This is a genomic window from Intestinimonas butyriciproducens (assembly GCF_016901775.1).
Lineage (GTDB): Bacteria > Bacillota > Clostridia > Oscillospirales > Butyricicoccaceae > Pseudobutyricicoccus.
In genome coordinates, this window is record NZ_JACJKW010000008.1 from 1 (window position 1) to 25,965 (window position 25,965).

Sequence of the window (25,965 nt, forward strand, 5' to 3'; positions counted from 1 at the left end):
CGCTCTTGCTCTTGAGCGTTCCCACAAATTGTGCTACACTTTTGTAAGGCGGTATACTGACCAGCATATGAATGTGATCGACACATGCTTCTGCCTCTATGATTTCTACATTCATCTCTTTGCAAAGTTTGCGGAATCTCTCTCCTATATCCTTTCGCAGCTCTTTGTAAATGACTCGACGGCGGTATTTGGGGGCAAATACTATGTGATACTCACACCGATAACTGGAATGTGCTGTATGTTTTATCTCGTTCTTCATTTTGTTTAAAACCTCCATGTTCTTTCTGTGATGCGGTCGCCAAACCATTCACAGCGTAACATGGAGGTTTTATTTTACCAAGGTATTTTATTTACCCCTGGTAGAACCAGGGGTTTTATTAAGCCTAAAGGCACCAAAAACAAAAAAGAACGCTCCCTTTGGAGCGTTCTTTTTTTGCATCTGTTATTCTCCCATCTGCACCAGATGGAAGACCTTTTTGCCCTTTTTGATGATAAATTCCTGGGCAAAGTCTTCTGCGGTAAAGCGCACGGTGGGATCGGTGACCTTTTCCCCTTTCACCAGCACGCCACCTTGAGTGATCAGACGCCGGGCCTCGCCCTTGGAAGGCGTCAGTCCGCACTTGACCATCAGATCCAGCAGGCCGATGGCGCCACCCTGCAGATCGGCAGGGGTCAATGTGGTGGAAGGCATATTGCTGGTGTCGCCGCCGCCAGCAAAGAGACCCCGGGAGGCTTCCTGAGCCTTCTGGGCTTCCTCTTCCCCATGAACCATGCGGGTCAGCTCGAAGGCCAGAATCTCCTTGGCCTGGTTCAGCTGAGCGCCTTCCCAACTGTCCATCTCCTGGATCTGCTCCAAAGGCAGGAAGGTGAGCATCCGGATGCATTTGAGCACATCGGCATCCCCCACATTCCGCCAATACTGGTAGAACTCGTAAGGAGAGGTCTTGTTGGGATCCAGCCACACGGCGTTGCCTGCGGTCTTGCCCATCTTGTTGCCCTGGGAGTCGGTGAGCAGAGTGATGGTCATGGCGTGGGCATCCTTGCCCAGCTTTTTGCGGATCAGCTCGGTGCCGCCCAGCATATTGCTCCACTGGTCATCGCCGCCAAACTGCATATTGCAGCCTTCGTGCTGGAACAGATGATAGAAGTCATAAGACTGCATGATCATGTAGTTGAATTCCAGGAAGGACAGACCCTTTTCCATCCGCTGCTCATAGCACTTGGCCCGCAGCATATTGTTCACCGAGAAGCAGGCGCCCACTTCCCGCAGAAGCTCCACGTAGTTCAGTTTCAGCAGCCAGTCGGCATTGTTGAGCATCTTGGCCTTTCCTTCGCCGAACTCGATGAATTTCTCCATCTGGCGCTTGAAGCACTGGGCGTTGTAATCAATATCTTCCTTGGTGAGCATTTTCCGCATATCGGTACGGCCGGAGGGATCGCCGATCATGGTAGTGCCGCCGCCGATCAGAGCGATAGGCCGGTTGCCTGCCATCTGCAGCCGCTTCATCAGGGTCAGGGCCATAAAGTGGCCGGCGGTCAGGCTGTCGGCGGTGCAGTCAAAGCCGATGTAAAACACCGCTTTGCCTTCATTGATCATTTTGGAGATCTCTTCTTCGTTTGTCACCTGGGCCACAAGGCCTCGGGCTTTCAGTTCCTCATACACTGTCATTGATTCATTCCTCCTATGGGGGCAGGAACGCAAAAACGCCCTCTGCCAGAAATCAGCAGAGGGCGAAAATTCCGCGGTACCACCTCTATTTGCGTCCCCCTTGCGGAAAGACGCCTCCATGAGTGCAAACACACTCTCGCGCTGTAACAGGCGCACCTGTGACCGCCTACTCCCCCTTTGTGGGTTTTGGGATCCCGCTCACGGAGGTATTTCACAAAGCTCTTGCAGCCGTTTGCACCAACCACGGCCTCTCTGAAGCGGAGAACCCTTGTTACTTTTTCCGATCATCGCATTTGACAAAGCTTATTTTATCCTGTTTTCCTCTGTTTGTCAACCATCTGTCCGGCGATGCCGGCCGATTATTCCTGGGAATCATAAATGCCAAAGACAGCGGCCGGGACACGCTCCTGGAGAAACTCAAAGGCCGCTTTCAACGCTTTGGGCGATTTGAAATCTGTCAGTTGCTGGTTCTGCCGGCTGCCACTACCAGCAAAATGATGGCAGCCCACAACAGCTGGATCAGCCTTCCTCTTGTACGCTGGAGACAATAACCTTCTGCTGGGCCATCGGGCTGCTGTTTTTTTGTTCCACCGCATAATCAGAAGAATCACCGGAATGGCAAAAATACGCAGCACAATCACCAAAAGAATATAGACCAGGATATTCCAAGGCCATTTGAGATAAATCTGGCCTTTCGGATTCTTCTCCTTCTTTTCTTCCATGGTATCCCCCTCTTATTTGTTGCATGGAATTTGAAAGATGCTGCAAAACCTATAGCTGGCGCAGCATCTTTATTTTACACCAATGAGCGGAATTGTACAAATGGAGAAAAACAGCCTTTGAGAGCCTGCCCAAGACAGACTCCCAAAGGCTTGTTGACTCTTATTCCTGCCGCAGACGGTCTACCACAGAACGGCGCCGGGCCGCCCGGCCACTGAACAGAGGAATTGCCACCCCCATCACCGCAAACAGCGGCAAAATCATCAAAATAGGCCAAACCGTAAAACGATAGGTGAAAAACCACAGCATATGGTTTAAGGTTCTGCTCAAGAAGGGCACAGCAATGAGCGCCAGCACCGTTGCCAAAACGGCGGCCCCCAGCGTATACAGCAGTCCTTCCAAAGACAGCAGAATCTGCATTTGCCGGGTGGTCATGCCGATGGACTGGAGCACCGCCAGCTCCCGCCGGCGAGCTGCAATCCCAGTGAGAATGGCATTGAAGAAGTTCAGTACACCCACCAGCCCCACCACAAAACTCAAGGCCCCGCCCAGGATCAAAAACATCCGGCGCACATTTTCAAATTCCCCGGCATAGGTGCTTTTGCTCTCATAATCCAACTGAGGATTTTGGTTTTCCGTGTAATCCTGAAGAAAACTCTCCATGGATGTATTGGATTTTTTCGTCGTATCGAACGCATAGTACATCACACAGCGGGTACCGGTATCACGGACAAAGGCATCTGCTCCCAGAACAAACTCATCTGCGCCAAAATAGCGATAGCTGAACGCATTGGGAACGGTCACCAAGGCGGTCACCGTATACTCTACATCCCGGTATTCTACCGCCCGCGCAATGCAATTTACCTCGTCGGGAACATCCTCTAACTTCTCGTAGACCTGGCCGGTAATGGGATCATAATACTCATATCGCTCCACATACCGCAAAGTCACTTTGTCTCCCAGCTTGGCCCAATGGCTGTTCTCCTCTGCTTTCCCATAGTCGTCTTCCGAATAGACTGCGGCCATGGCGTAGCTATCCGGCTGACTGAGAGCGGAAAGATCGCCTTCCAGCACGGTCAAATGGTCCAGGGCAAAAGACTCCATGCCATAAAGCTGGGCCCTGTCTGCCAAAAGCCCCTCCGGGGTTCGCTCCATATAACCGATCATGGAATCGATCTGCTCCTGAGAGTTCCACTGGCTCTGAACCAAACGGTAATAATCTTCGGTGACAAATTCCTCAACGGGGGACACTTTGCCATAGATTCTGCCGCTCTCTGTAATGCCTCCCTGGGCATCAATAGCATCGATCACCTCTTCCGGTACGGCCGTTTCCTCGCTGAAGCTATCCGTGGATTGGAATTTTCCCCCGTCCGCCACAATGAAATCACTGGCAGTAAATCCGGAAATGAATTTTTCCATATCAAAGCTTCCGGCAAAGGTGACCGTCATGGTGAGAAGCACCACCGCCAAAGCCAAAGAAAGCATGGTCACAGCGGTTTTTCCCCGATTGCGTCCCAGATTGGCCCAGGCCATGGACAACAGGGATACCTTCCCATCTCCTTTTTTCTCCTTACTGCGGGAAACTTTTCCTTCGGTATAACGCACCGCTTCCACCGGCGAGACCCTCCCCGCCACCTTTCCCGGGCGCCTGCAAGAGATGAAAACGGTCACCAAAGCAAAAGCGGCCGATGCTGCAAAAAGAAGCGGACTGACCGATACCATTTCAGTGACTCCGTTGAGGCGGGCCGCCACCAGCGGGGTGAGAACCCCTCCCAGAAGCCAGCCCAGCACCAGACCGATGGGAATGCCCATCAACGAAAGGATCAGCGCCTGGATTCGGATGATCCGACGCAGCTGCCGGGGCGTGGTGCCAATGGTTTTCAGCAAGCCGTAAAAGTGGATATCCCCTGCCACAGAAATCTGAAACACATTATAGATGATGAGATAACCGGTGAGCAGAATAAGAATCAGCATGGCCACCAAAACCACGGCCGTCGTCGGGTCCAGTTTGCTGGAAAGCTGAGCGCCGGTGTAACCCCAGTTGACGCCGATGGCAATCCAGTTTTCTCCCTGGCCACGATGCCCTTTTTCATAACCATGGTCTTCCAGAATTTTCACCATGTCGGATTCGATGGAGCGGGAGCCGTTTTTCAGCATCACATCCATGGAATATCCACCGGTCAACTGGTCCTCCCCTGGGGGTGTAACGCCCGTTTCCTGCAAAACGGCCTCTACCCGGCTTTCCGGAATCAAAATGTGGCTGGCTGTGATGGCCTCATCGTACTCCCACCATCCGCACAATGTAAAGGTCTGAGTGGTTTCGTGGCCATCCACCAAAAAAGTGACAGTGAACTGCTCTCCCACCTTTGGTGTGATCCCCAAGAGCTTCAAAACACGGGTATCTGTGGCGGCCTCGTTGGTGTTTTCCTTGGGCAGCCGGCCTTCCACCGGGTCACAATATATAAAATGCGCTTCTTTTTCGTCGCAATAGCTGATTTCCACATGGGATTTGTGAAAGGGCGCCTCCTCGGGCATTCCCAAAAAGCGGCGTACGCCCCATTCCTTTATCAGGGGATCGCCTTTCAACGCATCAAACTGTTCTTTGCTCAAGCTCTTAAAGGTGCCATGAGCCCATCCCCCGGCCTGGCGGAAGGCATTTTCTTGTATTCCTTCGTTAATGGACAGTGCGATGGTGAAAAGAGAGGTGAAAAGCACAGCTGTCAATGCGATGGCCAGGACAGCCACGATGTTCCGCGTCCGGCTGGCCAGAAGAAAGCGCAGACTCAGACGGCGAATGCAGCCTTGATTGGAAACTTTCATCGGGGCACCTCCTCACCGTGTGACAATGCGCCCATCCTCAATGCGGACAATGCGATGGGCCATTTGTGCAATTTCTTCGTTGTGGGTGATCATCACCATGGTCTGAGCAAATTTCTGCCCTGTCACTTTCATCAGGCTGAGCACATCCTGGCTGGTTTTGCTGTCCAGGTTGCCAGTGGGTTCATCGGCCAATAATATGGCGGGTTTGGTGGCCATGGCCCGGGCAATCGCCACCCGTTGCTGCTGTCCGCCGGAAAGCTGATTGGGAAGGCTTTTCAGTTTCTTCTCCAGTCCCAATATGCCGATGACCTCCCGCACATACTCCCGATCCACTTTTCTCCCATCCAACTGAATGGGAAGAACAATGTTCTCCCACACGCTGAGCACCGGCACCAGGTTATAAGCCTGGAAGACAAAACCGATCTTCCGCCGGCGGAAAATGGTGAGGCCTTCATCTTTCAAAGAGAAAATATCCTTTCCGTCCACCAGAACAGAGCCGGAAGTGGGACGATCCAGCCCGCCCAGCATATGGAGCAAAGTGGATTTTCCCGAGCCGGAGGTTCCCACAATGGCCACAAACTCCCCTTGCTCCACGGAAAGATCCACTCCGTCCAGCGCCTTGACCTGGGTATCCCCTGAACCATAATATTTCTTCAGGTCTTTTGTCTGCAAAATACTCATATCGGTGTCCTCCAAAGGAAAAGTCTGTACCGCCTTTCGGCAATACAGACTTTACTCCTGAAATCTTTCCTCACACTTTCGAGAATATAACAGTTTTGAAAGAATCTTTTTATGGGCGGGGGAGAAAGAGAAAAAAGGTACTTCCCTGCCCCGGCGCACTTTTCACTTTGATATACCCGCCCTGGGCCTGGCTGATCTGCCGGGCCAGATAAAGCCCGATCCCCAGGCCCTCCTGCTGGTAAACGCTGGGGCTCCGGTGAAACCGGCCGAAGATTTCGGCCTGCTCTGTTTCCGAAATGCCCGGGCCAGTATCGGTTACGGAAATGGCGGAAAACATTTCATAATTTTCTGTTTTCACCTGTATTTTCCCTCCGGAACAGGTGTATTTCACCGCATTATCCAGCAGGTTGCACAGCGCTTCCTCCGTCCATTTGGCATCAAAAACAGCCGTACCTTCGAAAGGGCCTGTTTCGAACACAATCCCCTTTTCTTGCGCCTTTGGCCTGTATTGGTCCACGGCCCGGTTCACCATTGCCTGGATTTCTCCTGTTTCCGGGTGAAGTGCCAGAATTCCTGTTTCCAGGCGAGAGGTCTTTACCAAGGCCTCAATCAGGCTTTGCAATTTCATCGTCTGCGCAGAAATCGCCTGGGCGCAGTCCTGACCTTGCGGGGTAAGGGGCTGCTCCAAAAGCAGCTGGGTATACAGCAAAAGATTGGAAACCGGTGTTTTGGTTTGGTGGGAAATGTCCGAGATCAATGCACTGATCTGATCCTTTTGCTCCTGTATTTTTCGGGCAGACAGGGAGCTGGCTGACAAATACCGGCTCAAACGGCTTTCCAGCGCAGACAGGCGGCTTTCATCAAAGACTTTTTCCGTGAAATTCCCGTTCATGGCCGAGGTGAGCATTTCATCCAACCGTTGCATGGTGCGTTTTGTTTGCCAACGGTTCCAAAGAATCACTCCCACGGCCAGACATAGAGCAATAAAACCCAAGTTTTCCATCATGGCCCCACCGCCCATGTGTAACCGATGCCGTAAACGGTTTTCAGGTATTCCGGCTTAGAGGGATCTTCCTCCAGCTTCCCCCGCAGCCGTTTCACCGTAACAGACAGAGCGTTTTCTTCTACAAATTCCGCTCCATCCGTCCATACCCGATCCACCAGCAAAGCACGGGGCATGGTGTGGCCCCGGTTTTCCACCAGCACCCGCAATAGCTTCTGTTCGGTTTTGCTCAGTTCCACCGCTTTGCCATGACAATGGAACTCCATCCGGTCAAAATTGAAAACAAAAGGCCCCAGCACCAAAGCACCGGCCGCCGGAGGTGTTCCCCGGCGCAGCTGGGCATTCACCCGGGCCCGAAGCACTGCCAGGGAAAAGGGCTTGGTGATATAGTCGTCGGCCCCGGCCTCCAGACCGGTGACCTCATCCAGTTCCAGATCGTTGGCGGTGAGGAGAATCACCGGAACAGCATCGCCTCGCTGCCGTAGCTGCCGTAGCAAGGTCAACCCATTGCCATCGGGCAAATTCAAATCCAAAATCAACAAATCAAAGCGCTTTTCCATCAGGCATATTTCCGCCTGCTGCAAAGTGCCCGCTCCCTGCACGGTGCGCTCCGGCCCTTCCAGCGCCATGGCAATGCCCCGGGCCAAAGTTTCATCATCTTCCAGAAGAAAAATATGCTTCATCCAACTTCCCCCTGTTGCGCTTGGCACCCAATCTCTTGGGTAAAAAAGAACACTGTCAGCCCTTATTTTACATTCCTTTTCTCTGGAAGGCAAGCACAGGCCATTGCTCCCTTATGCGGATAATAAAAAAGAACGCCGGCTTTTCGCTGGCGTTCTTTTTACATTCATCACTACTATCGCAGGATCAGCGCTTTTTTGCCATGCAGTCTTCCTGGAACGCGCGGGCGATTTCAAGGATCTCCCGGGCCGAGCGAAGGGTCTGCTGGGTGACCCCCAGTCCGGCGGTGAGACGGGCGATCTCCATGGCCCGTCCTTCTTCGTCCAGAAGCTCCACCTGGGTCAATGTCTTATCCCCTTGGGCTTCTTTCACGATCCGGTACTGGTACTGACCCAATGCGGCGATCTGAGGCAGGTGGGTGACACACAACACCTGCTTTTCCATGGACAGGGCAAACAGCTTTTCCCCTACCTTATTGGCGGCCCGGCCACTGACACCGGTGTCGATCTCATCGAAAATCAGAGTGGACGCATCTTCAGCGGTGGTAAGCACCGTTTTGATGGCCAGCATAATGCGGGAAAGCTCACCGCCGGAGGCCACCCGTGCCAACGGCTTATAGTCCTCTCCTGGGTTGGTGGTGAGAAGAAAACGCACCTCATCGGTACCCCGGCGGGTAAACTTCACATGTCCCTCTTCCCCGGCATGGCACACCTGCACCTGGAAGCGGGCATGGGGCATATCCAGCTGCCGTAGTTCCTCCTGGATGCGCTCTTCCAGCTTTTTGGCGGCCTGCTGCCGCTTGTCATGAAGGGTCCGTGACAACTTCTGAACCCGAGCCCGCAGGGCGGCATATTGCCCGTTGAGCCGGGACAGATCCTCTCCCATGTGCTCCAGCTGTTCCACTTCCCTGCGGCTTTCTTCTTCCAGCCGCAGCAGACCCTCTTCGTCTGCGGCGTACTTTTTCATCAGCCGCTCCAGCAGTTCCAGCCGCTCTTCGGTCTGGGCCAGCTCTTCCTGGGAATAATCCACCGTTCCCAGAAAACTTCCGGCATCCCGCAGGAGTTCCTGGCACAGGGCCAGAATCTCCTGGCTGCGGCTGCGGAAGGTCTCACACTCCGGCGACCATTTTGCGCAGGCGCGGAATCGCTCTTCCGCCTGGCTCACAAGGCCGATGGCTCCTGTTTCCTCGTCATTTCCCGACAAGGCGGTCACCGCCATCAGCAGGCTGCGGGAGATCTTCTCCTGGTTTCCCAGCAAAAGGCGCCGCTGGCGCAGGCGCTCGTATTCCCCCGGCTGCAAAGAGGCGCTTCTGATCTCTTCCCAGCGAAAGCGCAGCAGATCCTCCCTCTGCTGCAGCAGGGCGTTCTGTTTCATTTTTTCCTTGATGGAGCGGCGCAGGTCCAGAAGCTTGCGGTACTGGGTGTAATATTCCTCCAGAATCTCCTGGTAACCCCCGAAGGAGTCCAGATAATCCATGTGGGAGTTTTCATCCAGCAAAGCGATGCCGGCATTTTGGCCATGGATATTCACCAAGGTTTCTCCCAGCTGCCGGAGGATGGACACCGAAGCCGGCCGGCCGTTGATGCGGCAGATATTTTTCCCATCCTGCACAATCTCCCGGCTGATGAGCAGGGTATCGTCCTCCGGCGGGTATCCCAGCTCTTCGGCCTTGGCCGCCGAACCGGGAGACAGAGGGGAAAACACCGCGCTCACCACCGCTTTGTTCTGGCCGTGGCGGATCAGCTCCCGGCTGGTGCGGGCCCCCAGAATGGCCCAGAGGGAGTCGATGATGATGGATTTGCCCGCTCCCGTTTCGCCGGTGAGCACATTGAAACCGGCCATAAACTGGATATCGGCCTTTTCAATGACGGCCACATTTTCGATGTGCAGCGTTTTCAGCATATCCCTTCCCCCAACCGCTTTGTTCCATCAGCGGAGCATTTCCTTGGTCTGCTCAAAAAAGTTCTGTGCACTGTCATTGTCCCGGAGGATGATGAGCACATTGTCGTCCCCGGCGATGGTTCCCACAATCTCGCCGATCTTCATGGTATCCAGAGCGAAAGCGGCAGCGTTGGCCATACCGGTGATGGTCTTGATGACCACCAGATTCTGGGCCACATCCACCTTGATGACGCATTCCCGGAAAATATTCCGTACTCTTGGCACAAAGCCGGAATCCTGCTCACTTTCGGCGATGGAATATTTGTAGCCGCCGTTGGAAGAGGCGATCTTGATCAGTCGCAGTTCCTTGATGTCCCGGGAAATGGTGGCCTGGGTGGAGTGAAAACCCATTTCCCGCAGTCTGGCGGTAAGTTCTTCCTGGGTGTCGATCTCATGATTCGAGATCAGATCGATGATGGCTGCTTGCCGTTGGAATTTCATAAGCGCATCCCTCCTCTTGATCAGATAGACAATTTTTTATAAATAAGCTGATAGAAGCCGATGCTCTTCAGGCGCACCAGCCGGGTCTGCCACTGGGAACGGCGGATGGTCACGGTGTCCGAAGGTTCCAGCTCCAGAGGAGCCCCTCCGTCGGAGGACAGATAGGCCTTGTTGTCCTCGGCCCCCGCCGTGATGGTGACCACCCGCTCATCGGAAAGCACAAAGGGCCGCACTCCCAGCTCATGGGCACAAATGGGCGTGACTGCCATACAGTTGGCATTGGGTTCAATGATAGGCCCGCCGGCAGACAGGGTGTAGGCCGTGGAGCCGGTGGGGGTGGAGACGATGATCCCGTCTCCCCGCATGGAAGTGGTCAGCGTACCGTTGATGCTGAGAGAAATGTTGATCAGCCGCACCAGAGGCCACTTGGTGATGACCACATCGTTGAGAAGGCAGGCCGAATAGACATTTTCTCCCTGGCGCAGCACGGTCACATCCAGCATCATCCGGTTGTCGATGGCATATTGCCCTTGCTGCAGCTGGCGCAGATACCGCAGTTCATGGGTGTCCAGCTCGCTCATAAACCCCAGTTTTCCGGTGTTGACCCCCAAAATGGGCAGATCGTGCCGGGCTGCATCCGGGGCGATGCGCAAAATGCTGCCATCGCCGCCCACAACCAGGACCATATGGCTCCCCGCCAGGCAATCCTCATAAGAGGCCCACTGGCACAGCGCTTCGGTCTCCCCGCCCAGCTGGCCCCGGATGGTTTCGTCGCAGCATACCTGAAACTCCAGTTCCCGCAGCCGCCGGACGATCTGCTGAGCGGCGTCCTGGGTGCCCTCTTTGGTGAAATTGGGGAAGAGAAAGATCTGCTTCATTGCTGTTCTCCGCCTTTCATCTCCCCGTGGGCCTCTTCCACGATAGCGGCAATGTCAATGGAGGCGTCTTCCCCCTCTTTTTTTAGATAGGCCAGAAACTCAATGTTTCCCTCGGGGCCGGTAATGGGGGAGTAGGTCAGTCCGGCCACATGGAAACCGGCGTTGCGAGCTGTGTCCAAGGTATTTTCCAGCACTTCGATGTGAGTGGCCTTTTCCCGCACCACTCCCTTTTTGCCCACCTTTTCCCGTCCGGCTTCAAACTGAGGCTTGATGAGGGTGAGCATCTCCCCCTGGGGACCCAGCAGCTGATAGACCACCGGCAGCACCAGGCGCAGAGAGATGAAGGACACATCGCACACCGCCAGATCCAGCTCTTCCCCGATCTGCTCCGGGGTCACATGACGGATGTTGGTGCGCTCCATCACCACCACCCGGGGATCGGTACGCACCGACCAGGCCAGCTGGCCATAGCCCACATCCACCGCAAAGACCTTTGCGGCCCCCCGGCCCAGCAGACAATCGGTAAAGCCGCCGGTGGAAGCTCCCACATCGATGGCGGTCTTTCCCGCCGGATCGTAACGGAAATAGTTCAGGGCCTTCTCGATCTTGAGGCCGCCCCGGCTTACATATTGCAAGGATGCTCCCCGCACCTCCACCTGATCTTCAGGAGAGCAGAAAAACCCCGCCTTGTCCACTTTCTGATTGTTCACATAGACGATGCCGCTCATGATCACCGCCTTGGCCCGCTCCCGGGAGCTTTCCAGCCCCCGCTGGACCAAAAGCATATCCAGCCGCTGTTTTTCAGACATTCTTCATCGCCTCCTGTATGGAATGGGCCACCTGCGCCCCTGTAATGCCGCATCTTTCATAAAGCTGGGAAACCTTCCCGGCGGGCACAAAATCATCGCCGCAGTTATACAGGCGACAGTATTCAAGGGAAATTCCCGCCTCCTGCACCAGAGCCTCAATCTCCTGGCCCACGCAGCCTTTGTTGCCGCAGTCCTCCACCACAGCCAGGCGCCCGGTTTTCCGAAGAGACCGGATCAGCACTTCTTTATCAAAGGCTGTCAAGCTATTGAGCTTTACTACTTCACCCTGGATTCCCGCCTGACAAAGCAGACGGTGAGCCTCCAGAACCTGATTGATCATGATGCCATAGGACACCAGAGTGATGTCGCTTCCCTCCTGAAGCACCGCCTGGGGATGATCAAAGGTATCTTCTTTAAATTCCAGTTCCCCGCCTTTGGGATAGCGGATGGCCACCGGCCCTTCCCGCTGCTCCAGTGCCCAGCGGAGAGCCCGACGAAGCTCTGGGAAAGAAGCGGGAGAAAGCACCTGCAAATGAGGAATGGTGCGGAGAAAGGGTACATCAAACAGGCCCTGATGGGTCTCCCCATCTTCTCCCACCAGACCGGCCCGGTCCACTCCGATGACCACCGGCAGACGGCTGATGGCCAGATCATGGATCAGTTGGTCATAGCCCCGCTGCAAGAAGGTGGAATAGATGCAGCACACCGGCTTCATCCCTCCGGCGGCCAGGCCACCGCTCATGGTGATGGCGTGCTCTTCTGCGATGCCCACATCGTAAAAGCGCTGAGGGAATGTCTGAGCGAACAGATTCAGCCCGGTTCCGTTTTTCATGGCAGCGGTAATTGCACAGACCGCAGGATCTTCCTCCCCCAATCGGGTGAGTTCGGCGCCCATCACCAAGGAAAAGTTCTGCCCGCCCTGTTTTTTTGGCAGACCGGTGTCCACATCAAAGGGAGCTACGCCATGGAAATACCCTGGATTCTGCTCGGAAGGGGCATAGCCCTTCCCCTTCACCGTTTTGAAATGGAGCACCACCGGCCGTTGCAGCTTTTTGGCTTCGCTAAGCAGATATTTCACTGTTTTGATATCGTTGCCGTCGGCCGGGCCCAGATAGGTGAATCCCATCAAATCAAAAATGGTCTGGCGCAGCACCATGGAACGCACCCGCCGCTTCACCGCCGAGACTCTGGCAATAGCCTTCTCCCCCCAGCTGTACCGGCGGAAAAGGGCCTTCATCCGTCGTTTCAGATCGATATACTGAGGCTTGAGACGAATTTTGCTCAAGCGCTTGGCCACCGCACCCACATTGGGGCTGATGGACATTTCGTTGTCGTTGTATACCACGATAATGGGCTCGCCCGACTGACCTGCGTCGTTGAGGGCTTCATAGGCCATACCGCCGGTGAGAGCGCCATCGCCGATGACGCAGACCACGCTGTGATCCTCTCCCTGCAATGTACGAGCCCGGGCCATGCCCAGCGCTGCCGAAATGGACATGGACGCATGGCCTCCGATAAAGGCATCATGGGGGCTTTCCCAAGGCCGGGGAAAACCGCTGAGCCCGTCCAGCTGGCGCAGCGAAGCAAACTGATTCATCCGCCCGGTGAGCAGCTTATGCACATAACATTGGTGGCCCACATCGTAGATAATTTTATCTTTCGGCGACTGAAACACGCTGTCGATGGCTGTGGCGATCTCCACGATCCCCAGATTGGAGGCCAGATGCCCTCCTGTGAGGGACAGGCTCCGGATGAGGAAAAAGCGGATCTCTGTGCAGAGATTTTCCAGCTGTTCCTCGGTGAGCTTTCCCACATCATGGGGTGACATAATATGAGACAGCAGCGGATATTCCTCCATCGTCCCATCCTTCCCTGCGGCATAGATCAGGCCCCGAACAAAGGCCACCCACAAAGGGACACAAAGCCGCGCATAGAGTGATTATCATGGGCAAAACAAAGCAATAAGCCCTGAAAGCCAAGGCTTACAAGGTAAATCCGCTCTGTTCCGGTGCAGGTTTCCGGAAATTATCATCCAAAAACCTGCGTCTCTCGCCTGGGGTTTTCACCACACAGGCAAAGGTGCCCATTGAAACAATATCCAAATTCCACAAAGAGCTCTTTTCCGCCCTTTTGATGAAATTGTGCAGCTATCGCCGCACCCATAAACCGGAAATCGATTTATGCAGCAGATATTATTATACCAATTTTGCATAATAAATGCAAACGCCCCTACAGCTGCATCAGAATACCGATGCAAAGGCCCAGAAGTGCTCCGGCCCACACCTGAAAGGGGGTGTGACCCACAAAAATCTTCAGGTTTTCCTGAAACACCTCCGGCTTTTTGCTGTGGTGCCAGTTTTTCATCATGTAATTAAGCACCCGGGCCTGTTTGCCCGTCTCCCACCGCACGCCGGTGGCATCATACATCACAACGGTGGAAAAGACGAAGGCAATGGCAAAAGCCGCCGAGTGAAGTCCCTCGGCAAAGGCCACCGCCGTGGTCAGGCCCACCACTGTGGAGGTATGGCTGGAAGGCATTCCGCCGGAGGCGAAAAACAGCTTCCAATCCAGTTTGTGATTGACCATAAAACCGCTGACCACTTTCAGGGCCTGTGCGGCAAACCAGCCCACAATGGCTGTCCAGAACACTCGATTGGACAAAAGATCCTGCAGCATAGTTTTTTCTCCTAATGATCCCGCTTCTGTAAGCTCCAGGCCAGCTCTGTGAGGAAGCCGCTTCCCGGCAGAAGATCCACCGCTTCCACGGCCAGCCGGGTGTTTTCCCTTGCCAGGCGCCGGCATTCCTCCAATCCGTAACAGCTGACAAAGGTGTTTTTGTGATTTTCTGCATCGCTGCCCACCGGCTTGCCCAGCTTTTCGGTGCTGCCCGTCACATCCAGAATATCGTCCTGGATCTGGAAAGCCAACCCCAGTTTTTCCCCATACAGCCGGGCTTTTTTCATTTCCTCCGGTCCCGCTCCGGCCAGGGCGCAGCCCATCTCACAGGCCGCCATCAGCAGACATCCCGTTTTCAGATAAACCATCCGGGAAAGCTCTTCTTTGTCCGGCCGCCGTGTTTCAAAATCCAGGTCCATCACCTGTCCGCCGATCATCCCTTCCATTCCCGCCCGGGCCGCCAGGATTCCGGCGGCTTTCAAGGCATTTTCCGCCGGAATTTCCGACGGACAATGGCAAAGCATGGTTTCAAAGGCCCGGGTGAGCAGACTGTCTCCTGCCAGAAGGGCGGTAGCTTCCCCGAACACCTTGTGGTTTGTAGGCTTGCCCCGGCGCAGATCGTCGTTATCCATGCAGGGCAGATCGTCATGGATCAAGGAGTAGGTGTGCACCATTTCCAGGGCGCAGGCAAAGGGCAGAGCCTCTGCTGCCTTTCCTCCGTGAAGTGCATAAAACTCCATCAAAAGGGCCGGACGCAGCCGCTTTCCTCCAGCCAGGGCACTGTACCGGGCGGCCTGGAAGATCGTTTCCAACGCCCCCGCCTGCTCCGGCAGATAGGTTTCCAGCCCTTCCTGGGTCAAGCGGGCATATTCTTTCAGTTTTTCTGCCATATCCATTTTTTATTCCTCCGGCACCTGGAAAGGCTCGGTCTCCGGGCCTTCCGGTGTTCTGACCAGCATTTCCACCTTTTGCTCCGCCTGATCCAAGGCCGCCGAGCATTTTTTGATCAGCCCCGTGCCCTCTTCAAACAAAGCCAGGCTCTGATCCAGGGGCGCATCCCCCTGCTCCAGCAGCCGGACGATTTCCTCAATGCGCTTCATGGCGCTTTCAAACACAAACTGTTCCGACAAAACGCTTCCTCCTTTCCCCTATGCCTTGTCTACCTGTTCCACCAGACAGCTGGCGCTGCCCCCCTGCAAACGCAGGTCGATCCGGTCGCCGGGGGCGATATCTGCCGCTGTCTTGATGATTTTTTCTTCTTTTGTCACAAAACCATAGCCCCGGCTGAGCACCTTCAGCGGACTGATGGCATCCAATGTAGCCGCCTTGCCGATAAAGTTTTTCCGCTTTCTGCCCACATTTTCCCGGGCCGCGGCAATCATCCGCTCCTGGGAGAAAGACAGACTCAGCCGCCGCTCGTTGAAATATTCTTTTGGGCTGCTCATGATTTTTTTCTGGGAAAGGGCGGAAAGCTGCTGACATAGCAGCTGCACCCGCCGCTTTTCCACCAGAATCATGCGCCGGTGGCTTTCTTCTATTTTTTGGCTGAGAAGCTGGAGACGCCTTGTTTCCAGCATCTCCAGATGCCTGTTCCAATCCTGCAACCGCAGCCACAGCTCCCCTTTGTCGGGCACAGCCATCTCGGCGGCGTTGGAAGGGGTGGCCGCCCGCAGATCGGCCACATAATCCGATATGGTCACATCGGGCTCATGGCCCACGGCAGAAACCACCGGGGTGCTGCACTGGGCAATGGCCCGGGCCACCGGCTCTTCGTTGAAAGCCCACAGATCTTCAATGGAACCGCCGCCCCGGCCGGTGATGATCAGATCGGCCAACCGATGCTCATCCACATAGCGAAGCATCTCCGCCACCTCTTGGGCGGCTCCTTCTCCCTGTACCTTCACCGGACACACCAGCACCCGGCTGAGGGGCCAGCGTTTTTTCAATATCCGCACCATATCCCGCACAGCAGCGCCGGTAGGAGAAGTGACAAGGGCAATGGTGCTGGGATAAGCGGGCAGGGGCTTTTTCTTATCCTTGTCAAAAAGCCCTTCCTGATAAAGGCGCTGCTTCAGCTGTTCAAAAGCGATGTACAGAGCCCCCACCCCATCGGGGAGCATCTGGCTCACATAAATCTGGTATTGGCCGCTTTTGGGGAACAGGCTCACCCTGCCGTAGACGATGACCTTCATCCCCGATTCCGGCCGGAAACGCAGTTTCTGGGCATTTCCGGCAAACATCACCGCGTTGACAACGGCGTTTTCATCCTTCAGGGTGAAATAGTGATGGCCGGAATGGTGTATTTTATAGTTGGAGATCTCTCCCCGCAGACAAAGGGACTGGAGAGGCGTGGCCCGCTCCAGCAAGGCCTTGATGTAGTTGGTCAGCTGGGATACCGTGATGGGCTGTCCGCTCACAGCACCCCCTCCTTCCACATGGCGGCCAGCAGCGCCGCCCCCAGGGCATTGTCCCCGCCCCAGCCATTTTGAGCAAAGGCCACCTGGTCTTTTCCTTCAAAGCGCCGCTGCAGCTGGGAGGAAGCCGAAACCCCGCCGGAAAAAAGCACCGGCAGGCCTTCTTCCTTCTGGGCCTTTTTGGTCACCCGATACACCGTTTCGGCAATGGACTGGGTGACGAAAGCGGCCACCTGCTCTTTCGGGCATCCTTTGTCCAGCAGCGCTTTGAACTTATTTTCCAGCCCGGACAGGGAGAAAAACAGGCCCTGCATCTTGGCGGCAAAGGGTTTTTCCGCCGGTTTTTCCTCTCCGGCCAGCTTGTCCAGATGGGCGCCGCAGGGGAACGGCAGGCCCATGGCCACTCCGGCCCGGTCGATGATCTGTCCGGCGGAAGCATCCTGAGTGCCGCCGATCACACGCACCTCCAGCAGTTCTCCCGGGCGGGATTCCACCCGCAGAAGCTCTGTGGTGCCCCCGGAAAGATGCCAGGACAAAAAGGACCCCTTCATCCAATCAAGGCAATTTGCCGACCAAAGAGCCGAGGCGATGTGCCCCTGCTGGTGGGAGAAGGCAAAAGCCGGCATCCCTCCGGCGGCAGCTGCGGTACGGGCCGCCATCTCTCCCGCCAGGAAACAGGGCATATAGGACCCCTCCTGATTGCGGGGGCGGGCGGAATATCCCACAGCGGCCAGAGGAAGCCGGCCGGTTTTTTCAAAAAGGCTCTCGGTGATTTGTCCCAGGGAACGCACATGCTGAAACAGGGCCTCGCTCTGGCGCAGGCCCAAAGACCCTTCGGGTACCTGAAGGAAGCGGCTCTCTCCCCAGGCCTTACCGGTCTGGCTGTCGAAAAGAGCAGCCGAAGTCTTGTAATTGCTGGTATCGAACCCCAGATAAATAGCCATCAGGCAGTCAGCTCCTTCTGCACAAAGGAAGCCAGCACTCCATTGAGGAAGGAAGCGGTTTCCGGCGATTCATAGCGTTTGCACAGTTCCAGTGCTTCATTCACCGACGCCCCCACCGGGATCTGCATATACAGCATCTCATACATGGACAGGCGGAGAATGCACTTGGCCATGCGGGAAATGCGGGACACCGACCAGCCTACGGCATATTTTTCAATATAGCCGTCCAGTTCCGGTCCATGGGTCAGCACGCCAGTGGCTGCACGGCAGATGTAATCCAGCTGGTTTTCCGGCGGAGCCTGCTGATACAGCTCATATTCCCCGGCCAGCGAGGAAAACCGCTCAGGGGAAAGACAGTCTTTGACGAATTGTTCCGGCTCCTTCTGGGAGTATTCCCCGGAATAGATCATATGGAGCGCCAGCTCCCGGGCGTTTCTTCTGCTCATAATCTCATCCAATCTGCCGCTCAGAGCGGCGGTTTCTATCTGGCTTTGTCAAAATTGCTCTGTGATTATTATACACAATCCCCAAAGAAAAAGAAAGAGCCTGAAGAAAGAAAGAGCCGGCCGCTTTATTGGCGGCCGGCTCTTCTGGTGCAGAAGGCGATGGGGCTTTTACTGTTTTTTGGGCAGCTGGATGCCGCAGACCTGCACATCCACCCGGGCCACATGGATGCCGGCCATGGATTCGATGGCGGTCTTCACATTTTTCTGCAGATTCCCTGCGGTTTCGGTGACCGAGCTGCCATATTTGAGAATGACGCTGCATTCCACCACACAACCCTGAGCTTCCTCGTCAAAACGGATCTTGACGCCCCGAGGCGTACTGCCCTTGCGGCCGCTGAACATCTCGGTGATCTCCGCCCCCACGGTGGAAGCGGCCGCCGCCACGCCTTCGGTCTCGGTGACGGCAATGGTGGCGATGGTAGCCAACACATCCTCAGAAATCTTTATATTGCCATCGGCGATCTCTCCGGCGCAGGGCCAGTACTCCTTTACATCGCTCATGTCTCATTCCTCCTCGGATGAATATGTACAATATATTGTACCCTATCCGGGGGCTTCATGCAAGAGAAATCAGGCAGTTTCAATAATTTTGATCACATCGGCGGCGAAATCGGTTTCGCTCATAACGATATCCCTTATTTTGGCCACATCCTCTTCCCCCAGACCGTTTTCGGTTTTCTGCACGATCACATTGACCCCTTCCTCATTGATGAAGGTGACGCAGTCGGCAAATCCCTTGGCCACCACCAGGTTTTCAATGCGGGCCTCTTTCACGGCGTTTTCCGCCATGGTAGCAATGGAAGCTTCGGCCTGCTCCTTGGACTGGGCGTCGGCGGAGGGATTCTCACTGGTCTGCTTGAAGATGCTCACCGCTTCGTCTCTGGCCTGCTGCCGGGAAAGCCGGGCCTGAGAGAAATAGTCGGAAGCAGCAGTGGTCTCTCCAGCGGCCTGCTCTTCGGTCTCCGACACGGTCTCCAGGGGTTCTTCCCCGCTTTCGGTCTTATCCACCAGCTGACTCTCCCCCAGGATCTTATTGTCGCCGGTCTGGCCGGTCTGCATCACCGCTCCATCTTCTCCGCCCCGCTGATAGCTCCAGTTGAGATAGACCGCCACGCAGAGCATGAGGGCGATCACCGAATAAATCGCGCTTTTTCTTTTGATGACCATACTGTGCTTCCTCCTACTGTTTCATTTTGGAAATTTTGATGTGATCGGAGGTGATCCCCGTCAGCGAGCGGATGGCCTGGGTGATCTCCAGGCACACCCTGGGGTCGTCGGCCCCATCGCACAGGACCACTGCCCCCTGGTATTCCGGCGAGCTGACGCTTTGCACCACCGGGCTTTCTTCCCCACCCCGGCTGATGACTACCAGCTCTTTCTGCTCTTCTCTGCCGAACTGGGCCTCACCTCCATCTTCCCTGGTGCTGCTGTTATAGACATAGTTTTGCTGGCTTCCCTGGCGAAGGGTGAGAAGCACCTCCACCCGGCCCACCCCCTCCATTTTTTCCAGAAGACGGGCCAGCTGCGCTTCCAAAGCATCGGGAGCGGCGTCTTCCCAAAGAATCCCTGACTCTTCTTCCGCCGCCTGCTTCGCCGTTTCATCCCCGCCGGAAGGCCACAGGGCCAGCACCAGCCCCATGCAGCACACCAGCAGGACATACTTATATCTATCAAAAGCCTTCCGGATATATTCCGGCATCGTCCATTTCTTCTCCATGTCCCACTCCTTCTCCGATGATGACCTGCTCTCCCGTAATCCCCAGGCTTTCTTCCGCCAGGCGGCGCAGGGACTCCTCCTCCTGGGCGCTGAGGGAAGCCTCCGGGAGGATTTCTGCCTTTTTTACCGAAAAAGCACCCTCCTCATCGATCTGCCCTTCCACCATCGCCCGGCAGAAAATCCCCTTTGCCAGGGCACGGCTCTCCAGATATTCTTCCGCCTGGGTGCAGATCAGTTCTTTCTGGCTCTCCCACCCCTCTTCCAGGCCTTTTTGGGCGGCCTGTTCCATGGTTTCCTTCTGGGGCAAGGACCAATCCACCCCGGTTTTCATCTGGGGCAGCGCGCCAAAAATGGTGATGACCATCAGGCAGGCGCAGCACAGGCGCATGGTGTTTTCCTGGCTGCTTCCCTTCACCAGGGTCATACCCATGGCCGAAAGCATCCCGCAGAGAAAAAGCCGCCGGGCCAAAAACAAAAGGTTTTCCATCATGCTCCATTCACCACCGCTGTACACACCACCATGGAAATGAACACCAGAGCACAGCAGCTGCCCAGCAGCCCCAGGGCCATGGCATAGGCATCCCCCACGCTGTCCAGCATCCGGGAAACGGTACCGCCGGAGAAGGAGTGGCCCAAAGCGGCCATCACTTTATAAACCAGGGAAAAGCACAGACAGCGGAGAAAGGGAGACAGGCACACGGCCACGGCGGCAATCATGCCAAAGACCCCTACCCCGTTTTTCAGCACCCGTGCGCCGGTGAGCAGGGTATCGGTGGCGTCGGACAAAATGGACCCCAGCACCGGCACCACCCCGGAAATGGTCACCCGGGCCGCTTTCACCGCTGCGGCATCGGCCCCGGAGGACATGACGCCAGACATGGTGATATACATGGTAAAGCCGATGAGCAGAATTTTGAATGAGGCAAAACACAGCCACCGGAGAAATCCCGCCGCCTTTTGCAAGGTGGGATTTTCGCTCATCAGCCCTGCGGCCCACAAAATGATGAACAACCGGATGGCGGGAAAAACCAGGTTTTTGCCCAGAGAAACCAGCAGTCCCGCCCCCATCAGCGTGGCGCTGGAAGCCATCACCGAAGACACCGGATTGCCCGAGGCCGCCATGGCCGACACAAAAGCAGGCATCATTCCTTTGAGCAGCGCATCCATTTCCTCCAAAGCCTCCTGGCAGGTGGTGAGCAGGCTCCCTGTGCCCGCCAGGGCGATGAGGGCGATGGCGCACACCCCCACCATGGACAAAAGGTTTCCCGGCAAGGTGATGCCCGAGGCCCCTGCAAAACTCTGCCCCAGCCCCAGCAGCACGCATACCGCCAGAATGGACAGCGATGCCTTGCAGGACTCCCGCAGATGCTGCCGCCACAGCCCCACCCCTTTTTCCAGCAGAGATCGACTGGAGGAAGACACCATGGAATCTCCCAGATCGGTGGTGACTTCCTGCACGCTTTCCGGCATTTGGTCCCGCACTTCTTCCAGCCCCGCTCCCCGCACCGGCAGAATCAGCAGTGGCAGAAGAAGCAGCAAAAGGCATAGTTTTTCCATGGCTCCTCCCCTCTTTTTCAAAGGACTCCCACAAGCCCCAGAGCCTGCTCGATCAGAGGCAGAGCGCACAAAAGGCCGCAGACGGCCCCGCACAGCTCCACCTGAGCGGCCAGGGCCCGGTTCCCGTTGTCCCGGCACAGTTCCGCTGTCAGCCGGGTGCAAAGAGCCACTCCCATCACCTTGCAGAGAGGCAGCAATTCCTTCTGTGAAAGTCCGGCCTGGGCCGCCAGGTTCCCCGCCGCCGAAACCAGGGCGGAAAGCTGGGGGATGAGCCAGAATAACAGCAGGGCGCAGGCGCAAAGGGCGGTGAGAAGTGCCATCTGGGGACTGTACCGGTGGAGAAACACCGCCAGCACCAGGGCCACCAGAGCCAGTGCTGCGCTTTTGATCACAAGCTCCATAACTAAAACCCAAACACATTTTTGATGGTCTCAAACAGCTGGCCGATCTGCTGGACGATGATCATCAGCACCACGATCAGCCCGGCCAGAGTGGTGAGCATGGCCTGTTCCTCCCGCCCGGAGCGGATGAGCAGCTGTCCCAGCACCGCCACAATGATGCCGATGGCTGCCACTTTGAAAATCAGATCGATCTGCATGGTTTTCTCTCCTGTTTTTTCAAATCACCAGCAGCGCCAGAGCGATGCCGGCGGAAAATCCTGCGGCCCGGGCGATCCGGCCCCGGCTGCTCACTTCCTGTTCTGCCGCCAGAAGGTTGCGCTCCAGCCGTTTCTGGCACTGGGCGATGGCCTGCACCTGAATGTCTCCATAGTACCGGCCCAACACCGGTCCCAGAGCGGCCAGCTCCCGCAGATCGCCGCTCTCCAGCCCCCAATCCCCCTGGAAAAGGGTCCGCCGGTAGATCCCTGCCAGATCTTCTCCCGGCTCTTTGTCCAAAAGGCGGCAAAATTCCTCCCAGAACCTTCTCCCGCTCCCCCGGCTCTCCCGGGCGCAAAGGGCTGCGGCCTGGGGCAAAGGCGTCCGCTTTTCTCCGATCTCACTGGAAAGCAATGTCAGCCCGTCCACAAAGGATCGGATGGCAAGCACTCTTTTTTGCAGCAGAAAGCTGGTCAAGTACCCAGCCGCCCCCAAGCCTCCGGTAATGAGCAGCGCTCCCAACAGTTTCAGCATTTGCTGTTTCCTCCTTTCGGATGGCATAGACTTCATAGACCCGCTTCCCTTCCCGGGAAACAATGCGCACCAGGCGGGAAAAGACCCCTTCCTCCACCAGCCTGCGATAGGCCGGACGGCGCCACAGATCTTCCGGCTCCTTGCCGTGGGCCGTGGCCAGAAAACCGCAGCCGCAGCCCCGGGCCAGCAGCATCGCGCCGCAATCCCCCGTTCCGGTGATCTCGTCCAAAGCGATCCACTGAGGACCCATAGAACGCACCATAGCCTCCATGGCCACCCCCTTGGGACAGCCGGTGAGGATATCGGTCTGGCTCCCCACATCGTATTGAGGAACTCCTTCCCGGCAGGCCGCCACTTCTCCCCGCTCGTCCACCAAAGACACGCTGCCTTCTCCGGAATAGAGCTTCACCAGCTCCCGCAGCAGAGTGGTTTTCCCCCCTCCTGGCGGCGAAAGCACCAGCACGCTTTGCAGCCGGCCTTCTTCTGTGAGACAGGGCTGCAGGGGCTGGGCCAGGTGGGGCACCTGCCGGGCCAGGCGAAGATTTGCGCTGGAATACCGGCGGAAAGCGGTGATCTCTCCCCGATCTCCCAAAATTCCCTCGCCGCATACGCCCAGGCGGCATCCTCCTGGCAAAGGCACATAGCCCTGGGCGATCTGGGGTGCGTAGGTGTGCACCGAATAGCTGGTGCATCGGGCCAACAGATGATCCAGATCCCCGGCCGTCACCAGTATCGGCTCTCCGCCCCGGGGCAGCGTGACCATTTTTCCTTCTGTCCTGGCCAGAAAAGGCTGCCCGGCCCGCAGACGCAGTTCTTCGCAGGAAAGCCGCTCTCCTTCGTCCAGGGTATCCGCGGCCCGGGCCAGATTCTGAGGCAGAAGCCCCAGCGCCATCTGAAACAGATCTTTCCTTTGTTTTTCCTCTTTCATTTCCGTGTCCCTCCCATAAGAAGATATACGGCTCGTCCTTCTGTTTTAGAACACCTTGTCCTTTTCGCAAAAGAAAAAGCCCGCCGGGAAACCCGGCGGGCGAGCGCGTCGAAAAAGTGTCTTCCGCCACTTTTTCGAGTTTTTGCAAGGTGCTGCATGCACGCCTTTGGCGCACACTGGCCCCTTGATTGGTGCAAAAAGCCACGCACAGGTCGCAGCTTTTTGCGGATTGATGAGAAGTAGGGCAAATAGTTTCCCCTAGCTAGATAAGTTTTTTGACAGTCTGGCCCGCCGGGAAACCCGGCGGGCGAATATGCCCCCAAAGTGGCAAAAGGGTTCATTCAAAAACAGATGAAAGAAATAAGGGATGGAGCAAATAACGATGGCGCCTGCAATGCAAACGGTGACAACAAATATCGCTTTTCCCCGTTCCGCTTTTTTCATTTGTTTTCTCCTTGTTTGGCCAGAATGTCTGGCGGCAGCATCTGAATAAATTCTTCTTCGGACAAAACAGGCACGCCCAAAGACAGGGCCTTCTCCAGCTTGGAGCCTGCTTCCTCCCCAGCCAGCACATAGCTGGTCTTTTTGGACACCGAAGAGGACGCTTTGCCTCCCAGGCTTTCAATGAGCTTCTGCCCCTGGGAGCGGGAGAAATGGCGCAGAGTGCCGGTGAGCACAAAGGTCTTTCCTTGGAACAGATCCCCCACCTGGGTCTGGGGCTGGGTAAAGTTGACCCCCGCTTCCTTCAGCCGATGAATCAGATGCTGTCCCTGTTGGGAGTGGAGCCACTGATGCAGGCTGATGGCGGTCTTGCCCCCGATGTCCCGCACGGCGGTCAGCTCTTCTGCGCTGGCCTCTTCCAGTTTTTCTATAGTGGGGAAATGCCGGGCCAGCACCTGGGCGGTCTTCTGGCCCACATGGCGGATACCAAAAGCATAAAGCACCCGCTCCAGGGGATTTTCCTTGCTCTTTTCCAGCTGGGACAGCAGATTTTCTGCCGATTTGTCCCCCATCCCCTCCAGGGCGGCCACATCTTCCTTTTTCAGGAAGTATAGGTCGGCCTGGGAGCGGATCAGTCCATTTCTTAGCAAACTGTGGACGATGGCCGGGCCCAAGCCCTCAATATCCATGGCGTCCCGGCTGGCAAAGTGGGTGATGTTCCGGGCCAGCTGGGCGGGACACTCGGCGCCGGTGCAGCGGACAGCGGCTTCCTCCGGGTCTTCCAGCACCGGAGCGCCGCACACCGGGCAAGTCTCCGGCATATGGAACTCCGGCAATTCCCCTTCCCGCTTCTCCCGCACCACTTCCAGCACTTCGGGGATGATCTCCCCGGCCTTCCGCACCCGGACAATATCTCCAATGCGGATGTCCTTGCTTTTGATGAAATCCCGGTTGTGCAGCGTGGCCCGGCTGACGGTGGTGCCGGCCAGACGCACCGGTTCCAGCACGGCGTTGGGAGTGAGCACCCCGGTGCGCCCCACCTGGATGGTGATGTCCAGCAGCCGGGTCTCCTTCACTTCCGGGGGATATTTGTAGGCCACCGCCCAGCGGGGAGCCTTGGCGGTGCTGCCCAGCTCCTCCCGATAGGCCAGCTGGTCTACCTTGATAACGATGCCGTCGATGCCAAAAGACAGTTTGTCCCGCTCTTCTCCGGCCTTCTCAATGAACCGGATCACTTCATCCATGGAGCTGGTGCGCAGTCTGGGCTCCACCACCGGAAAGCCCAGGGCCGAAAGGCTTTCCAGGGAGTCATAATGGCTCCCGAAGCCCGCTTCCTGGGCATTTTGCAGATTGAAGCACAAAATGCGCAGGCCCCGCTTTGCGGCCACCGCCGGATCCAGCTGCCGGAGGGAACCGGCCGCCGCATTCCGGGGATTGGCAAAGAGAGGCTGTTCCTCCTCTTCCCGCAGGGCGTTGAGCCGCTGGAAGGCCTCAAAGGGCATATACACTTCCCCCCGCACCACCAGCCGGGGGATGGATGTGTCGATCTTCAACGGAATGCTGTGAATGGTGCGCAGGTTCTGGGTGATATCTTCTCCCACCACTCCATTGCCCCGGGTGGCTCCCTGATAAAAAAGCCCATCCCGGTAATCCAAAGCCACCGAAAGGCCATCAATCTTCACTTCCACCGAATAGAGGGCCTGAGGGAACTGCTCCTTGATCTTCCGGTCGAACTCCCACAGTTCCTCATAGGAAAACACATCCTGCAAACTCTCCATGGGGTAGTCGTGGCGCACCTCGTCAAACCCCTCCAAAGGTTCGCCGCCAATGCGCTGGGTGGGAGAATCGGCTCTGGCCCACTGGGGATACTCCTGTTCCAGCTGGCGCAGCTGACGGGACAGAGCGTCATATTCAAAGTCGGAGATCTCCGGGGCATCCTCTTCGTAATATTTTCTGGCATGAACAATCAGCTCATCGGTGAGCTGATCCATTTGTTCCTTGACGGTCAT

General features: G+C 56.3%; 29 protein-coding genes and 1 other annotated feature. All 29 genes read right to left on the reverse strand.

Going from position 1 to position 25,965, the window contains the following annotated elements; genetic code table 11:
- Positions 1-259 (reverse strand): IS200/IS605 family transposase (gene tnpA / locus H6A25_RS05430; RefSeq protein WP_204750973.1); only part of this gene is annotated, 259 nt, incomplete at its 3' end.
- A gap of 183 nt (positions 260-442) precedes the next feature.
- Positions 443-1,669 carry a tyrosine--tRNA ligase gene (gene tyrS / locus H6A25_RS05435; RefSeq protein ID WP_204750974.1) on the reverse strand — a complete coding sequence of 409 codons (1,227 nt, stop codon included), beginning with the start codon at positions 1,667-1,669 and terminating at the stop codon, positions 443-445.
- A gap of 55 nt (positions 1,670-1,724) precedes the next feature.
- Positions 1,725-1,966, reverse strand: a binding site (T-box leader).
- Between the two features lie 62 nt (positions 1,967-2,028).
- Positions 2,029-2,391 (reverse strand): hypothetical protein, encoded by a 363-nt coding sequence (locus H6A25_RS05440; RefSeq protein ID WP_204750975.1) that lies wholly within the window; start codon positions 2,389-2,391, stop codon positions 2,029-2,031.
- 160 nt (positions 2,392-2,551) lie between these two features.
- Entirely contained in the window at positions 2,552-5,209 is a 2,658-nt protein-coding gene (locus H6A25_RS05445) for an ABC transporter permease (protein WP_204750976.1), read from the reverse strand.
- A 12-nt stretch (positions 5,210-5,221) separates the two neighbouring features.
- On the reverse strand, positions 5,222-5,890 hold the full coding sequence (locus tag H6A25_RS05450; protein WP_118426011.1) for an ABC transporter ATP-binding protein: 669 nt from the start codon (positions 5,888-5,890) through the stop codon (positions 5,222-5,224).
- Between the two features lie 109 nt (positions 5,891-5,999).
- The gene (locus tag H6A25_RS05455; protein ID WP_430651162.1) at positions 6,000-6,893 is read right to left on the reverse strand and encodes a sensor histidine kinase; all 894 of its coding nucleotides are present in this window, start codon (positions 6,891-6,893) and stop codon (positions 6,000-6,002) included.
- The gene (locus H6A25_RS05460) at positions 6,893-7,576 is read right to left on the reverse strand and encodes a response regulator transcription factor (RefSeq protein ID WP_118426007.1); all 684 of its coding nucleotides are present in this window, start codon (positions 7,574-7,576) and stop codon (positions 6,893-6,895) included. The genes H6A25_RS05455 and H6A25_RS05460 overlap by 1 nt, the downstream gene beginning before the upstream one ends.
- A 184-nt stretch (positions 7,577-7,760) precedes the next feature.
- A complete protein-coding gene (gene recN / locus H6A25_RS05465; RefSeq protein WP_204750978.1) occupies positions 7,761-9,476 on the reverse strand; it encodes a DNA repair protein RecN in 1,716 nt (571 codons plus the stop codon).
- 27 nt (positions 9,477-9,503) lie between these two features.
- Positions 9,504-9,956, reverse strand: coding sequence for an arginine repressor (argR, locus tag H6A25_RS05470; protein ID WP_204750979.1), 453 nt, complete (start codon positions 9,954-9,956; stop codon positions 9,504-9,506).
- Between the two features lie 20 nt (positions 9,957-9,976).
- Positions 9,977-10,834 (reverse strand): NAD(+)/NADH kinase, encoded by an 858-nt coding sequence (locus H6A25_RS05475; RefSeq protein WP_204750980.1) that lies wholly within the window; start codon positions 10,832-10,834, stop codon positions 9,977-9,979.
- Positions 10,831-11,643, reverse strand: a complete 813-nt coding sequence (locus H6A25_RS05480; protein ID WP_204750981.1) for a TlyA family RNA methyltransferase — start codon at positions 11,641-11,643, stop codon at positions 10,831-10,833. Before H6A25_RS05480 ends, H6A25_RS05475 begins: the two co-directional genes overlap by 4 nt.
- Positions 11,636-13,501 (reverse strand): 1-deoxy-D-xylulose-5-phosphate synthase, encoded by a 1,866-nt coding sequence (gene dxs, locus H6A25_RS05485; RefSeq protein WP_204750982.1) that lies wholly within the window; start codon positions 13,499-13,501, stop codon positions 11,636-11,638. Before dxs ends, H6A25_RS05480 begins: the two co-directional genes overlap by 8 nt.
- 371 nt (positions 13,502-13,872) lie before the next feature.
- Entirely contained in the window at positions 13,873-14,319 is a 447-nt protein-coding gene (locus H6A25_RS05490) for a divergent PAP2 family protein (RefSeq protein ID WP_204750983.1), read from the reverse strand.
- A gap of 11 nt (positions 14,320-14,330) precedes the next feature.
- Complete coding sequence (locus tag H6A25_RS05495; protein ID WP_204750984.1) at positions 14,331-15,215, reverse strand: polyprenyl synthetase family protein; 885 nt, start codon at positions 15,213-15,215, stop codon at positions 14,331-14,333.
- A gap of 3 nt (positions 15,216-15,218) precedes the next feature.
- Positions 15,219-15,449 carry an exodeoxyribonuclease VII small subunit gene (gene xseB, locus H6A25_RS05500; RefSeq protein WP_243423256.1) on the reverse strand — a complete coding sequence of 77 codons (231 nt, stop codon included), beginning with the start codon at positions 15,447-15,449 and terminating at the stop codon, positions 15,219-15,221.
- An 18-nt stretch (positions 15,450-15,467) separates the two neighbouring features.
- Positions 15,468-16,736 carry an exodeoxyribonuclease VII large subunit gene (gene xseA, locus H6A25_RS05505; protein WP_204750985.1) on the reverse strand — a complete coding sequence of 423 codons (1,269 nt, stop codon included), beginning with the start codon at positions 16,734-16,736 and terminating at the stop codon, positions 15,468-15,470.
- Entirely contained in the window at positions 16,733-17,677 is a 945-nt protein-coding gene (locus tag H6A25_RS05510) for a DNA-binding protein (protein ID WP_204750986.1), read from the reverse strand. The genes xseA and H6A25_RS05510 overlap by 4 nt, the downstream gene beginning before the upstream one ends.
- Positions 17,677-18,123, reverse strand: a complete 447-nt coding sequence (gene nusB / locus H6A25_RS05515; RefSeq protein ID WP_118746870.1) for a transcription antitermination factor NusB — start codon at positions 18,121-18,123, stop codon at positions 17,677-17,679. The genes H6A25_RS05510 and nusB overlap by 1 nt, the downstream gene beginning before the upstream one ends.
- Positions 18,124-18,291: 168 nt before the next feature.
- The gene (locus tag H6A25_RS05520; RefSeq protein WP_204750987.1) at positions 18,292-18,684 is read right to left on the reverse strand and encodes an Asp23/Gls24 family envelope stress response protein; all 393 of its coding nucleotides are present in this window, start codon (positions 18,682-18,684) and stop codon (positions 18,292-18,294) included.
- A gap of 69 nt (positions 18,685-18,753) precedes the next feature.
- Positions 18,754-19,350, reverse strand: coding sequence for a SpoIIIAH-like family protein (locus H6A25_RS05525; RefSeq protein ID WP_204750988.1), 597 nt, complete (start codon positions 19,348-19,350; stop codon positions 18,754-18,756).
- A gap of 13 nt (positions 19,351-19,363) precedes the next feature.
- On the reverse strand, positions 19,364-19,900 hold the full coding sequence (locus H6A25_RS05530) for a hypothetical protein (RefSeq protein WP_204750989.1): 537 nt from the start codon (positions 19,898-19,900) through the stop codon (positions 19,364-19,366).
- Positions 19,854-20,390 (reverse strand): hypothetical protein, encoded by a 537-nt coding sequence (locus H6A25_RS05535; RefSeq protein WP_204750990.1) that lies wholly within the window; start codon positions 20,388-20,390, stop codon positions 19,854-19,856. Before H6A25_RS05535 ends, H6A25_RS05530 begins: the two co-directional genes overlap by 47 nt.
- Positions 20,387-21,457 carry a stage III sporulation protein AE gene (locus H6A25_RS05540; RefSeq protein WP_204750991.1) on the reverse strand — a complete coding sequence of 357 codons (1,071 nt, stop codon included), beginning with the start codon at positions 21,455-21,457 and terminating at the stop codon, positions 20,387-20,389. Before H6A25_RS05540 ends, H6A25_RS05535 begins: the two co-directional genes overlap by 4 nt.
- A gap of 17 nt (positions 21,458-21,474) precedes the next feature.
- A complete protein-coding gene (locus H6A25_RS05545) occupies positions 21,475-21,858 on the reverse strand; it encodes a stage III sporulation AC/AD family protein (protein WP_204750992.1) in 384 nt (127 codons plus the stop codon).
- 2 nt (positions 21,859-21,860) lie between these two features.
- Positions 21,861-22,055 (reverse strand): stage III sporulation protein AC, encoded by a 195-nt coding sequence (gene spoIIIAC / locus H6A25_RS05550; RefSeq protein ID WP_118425974.1) that lies wholly within the window; start codon positions 22,053-22,055, stop codon positions 21,861-21,863.
- 19 nt (positions 22,056-22,074) lie between these two features.
- The gene (locus H6A25_RS05555) at positions 22,075-22,530 is read right to left on the reverse strand and encodes a stage III sporulation protein AB (RefSeq protein ID WP_243423257.1); all 456 of its coding nucleotides are present in this window, start codon (positions 22,528-22,530) and stop codon (positions 22,075-22,077) included.
- Complete coding sequence (locus tag H6A25_RS12760) at positions 22,454-23,515, reverse strand: stage III sporulation protein AB (protein WP_243423258.1); 1,062 nt, start codon at positions 23,513-23,515, stop codon at positions 22,454-22,456. Before H6A25_RS12760 ends, H6A25_RS05555 begins: the two co-directional genes overlap by 77 nt.
- Before the next feature lie 258 nt (positions 23,516-23,773).
- On the reverse strand, positions 23,774-23,959 hold the full coding sequence (locus tag H6A25_RS05560; protein ID WP_204750994.1) for a hypothetical protein: 186 nt from the start codon (positions 23,957-23,959) through the stop codon (positions 23,774-23,776).
- Positions 23,956-25,965 carry an NAD-dependent DNA ligase LigA gene (ligA, locus tag H6A25_RS05565; RefSeq protein ID WP_204750995.1) on the reverse strand — a complete coding sequence of 670 codons (2,010 nt, stop codon included), beginning with the start codon at positions 25,963-25,965 and terminating at the stop codon, positions 23,956-23,958. The genes H6A25_RS05560 and ligA overlap by 4 nt, the downstream gene beginning before the upstream one ends.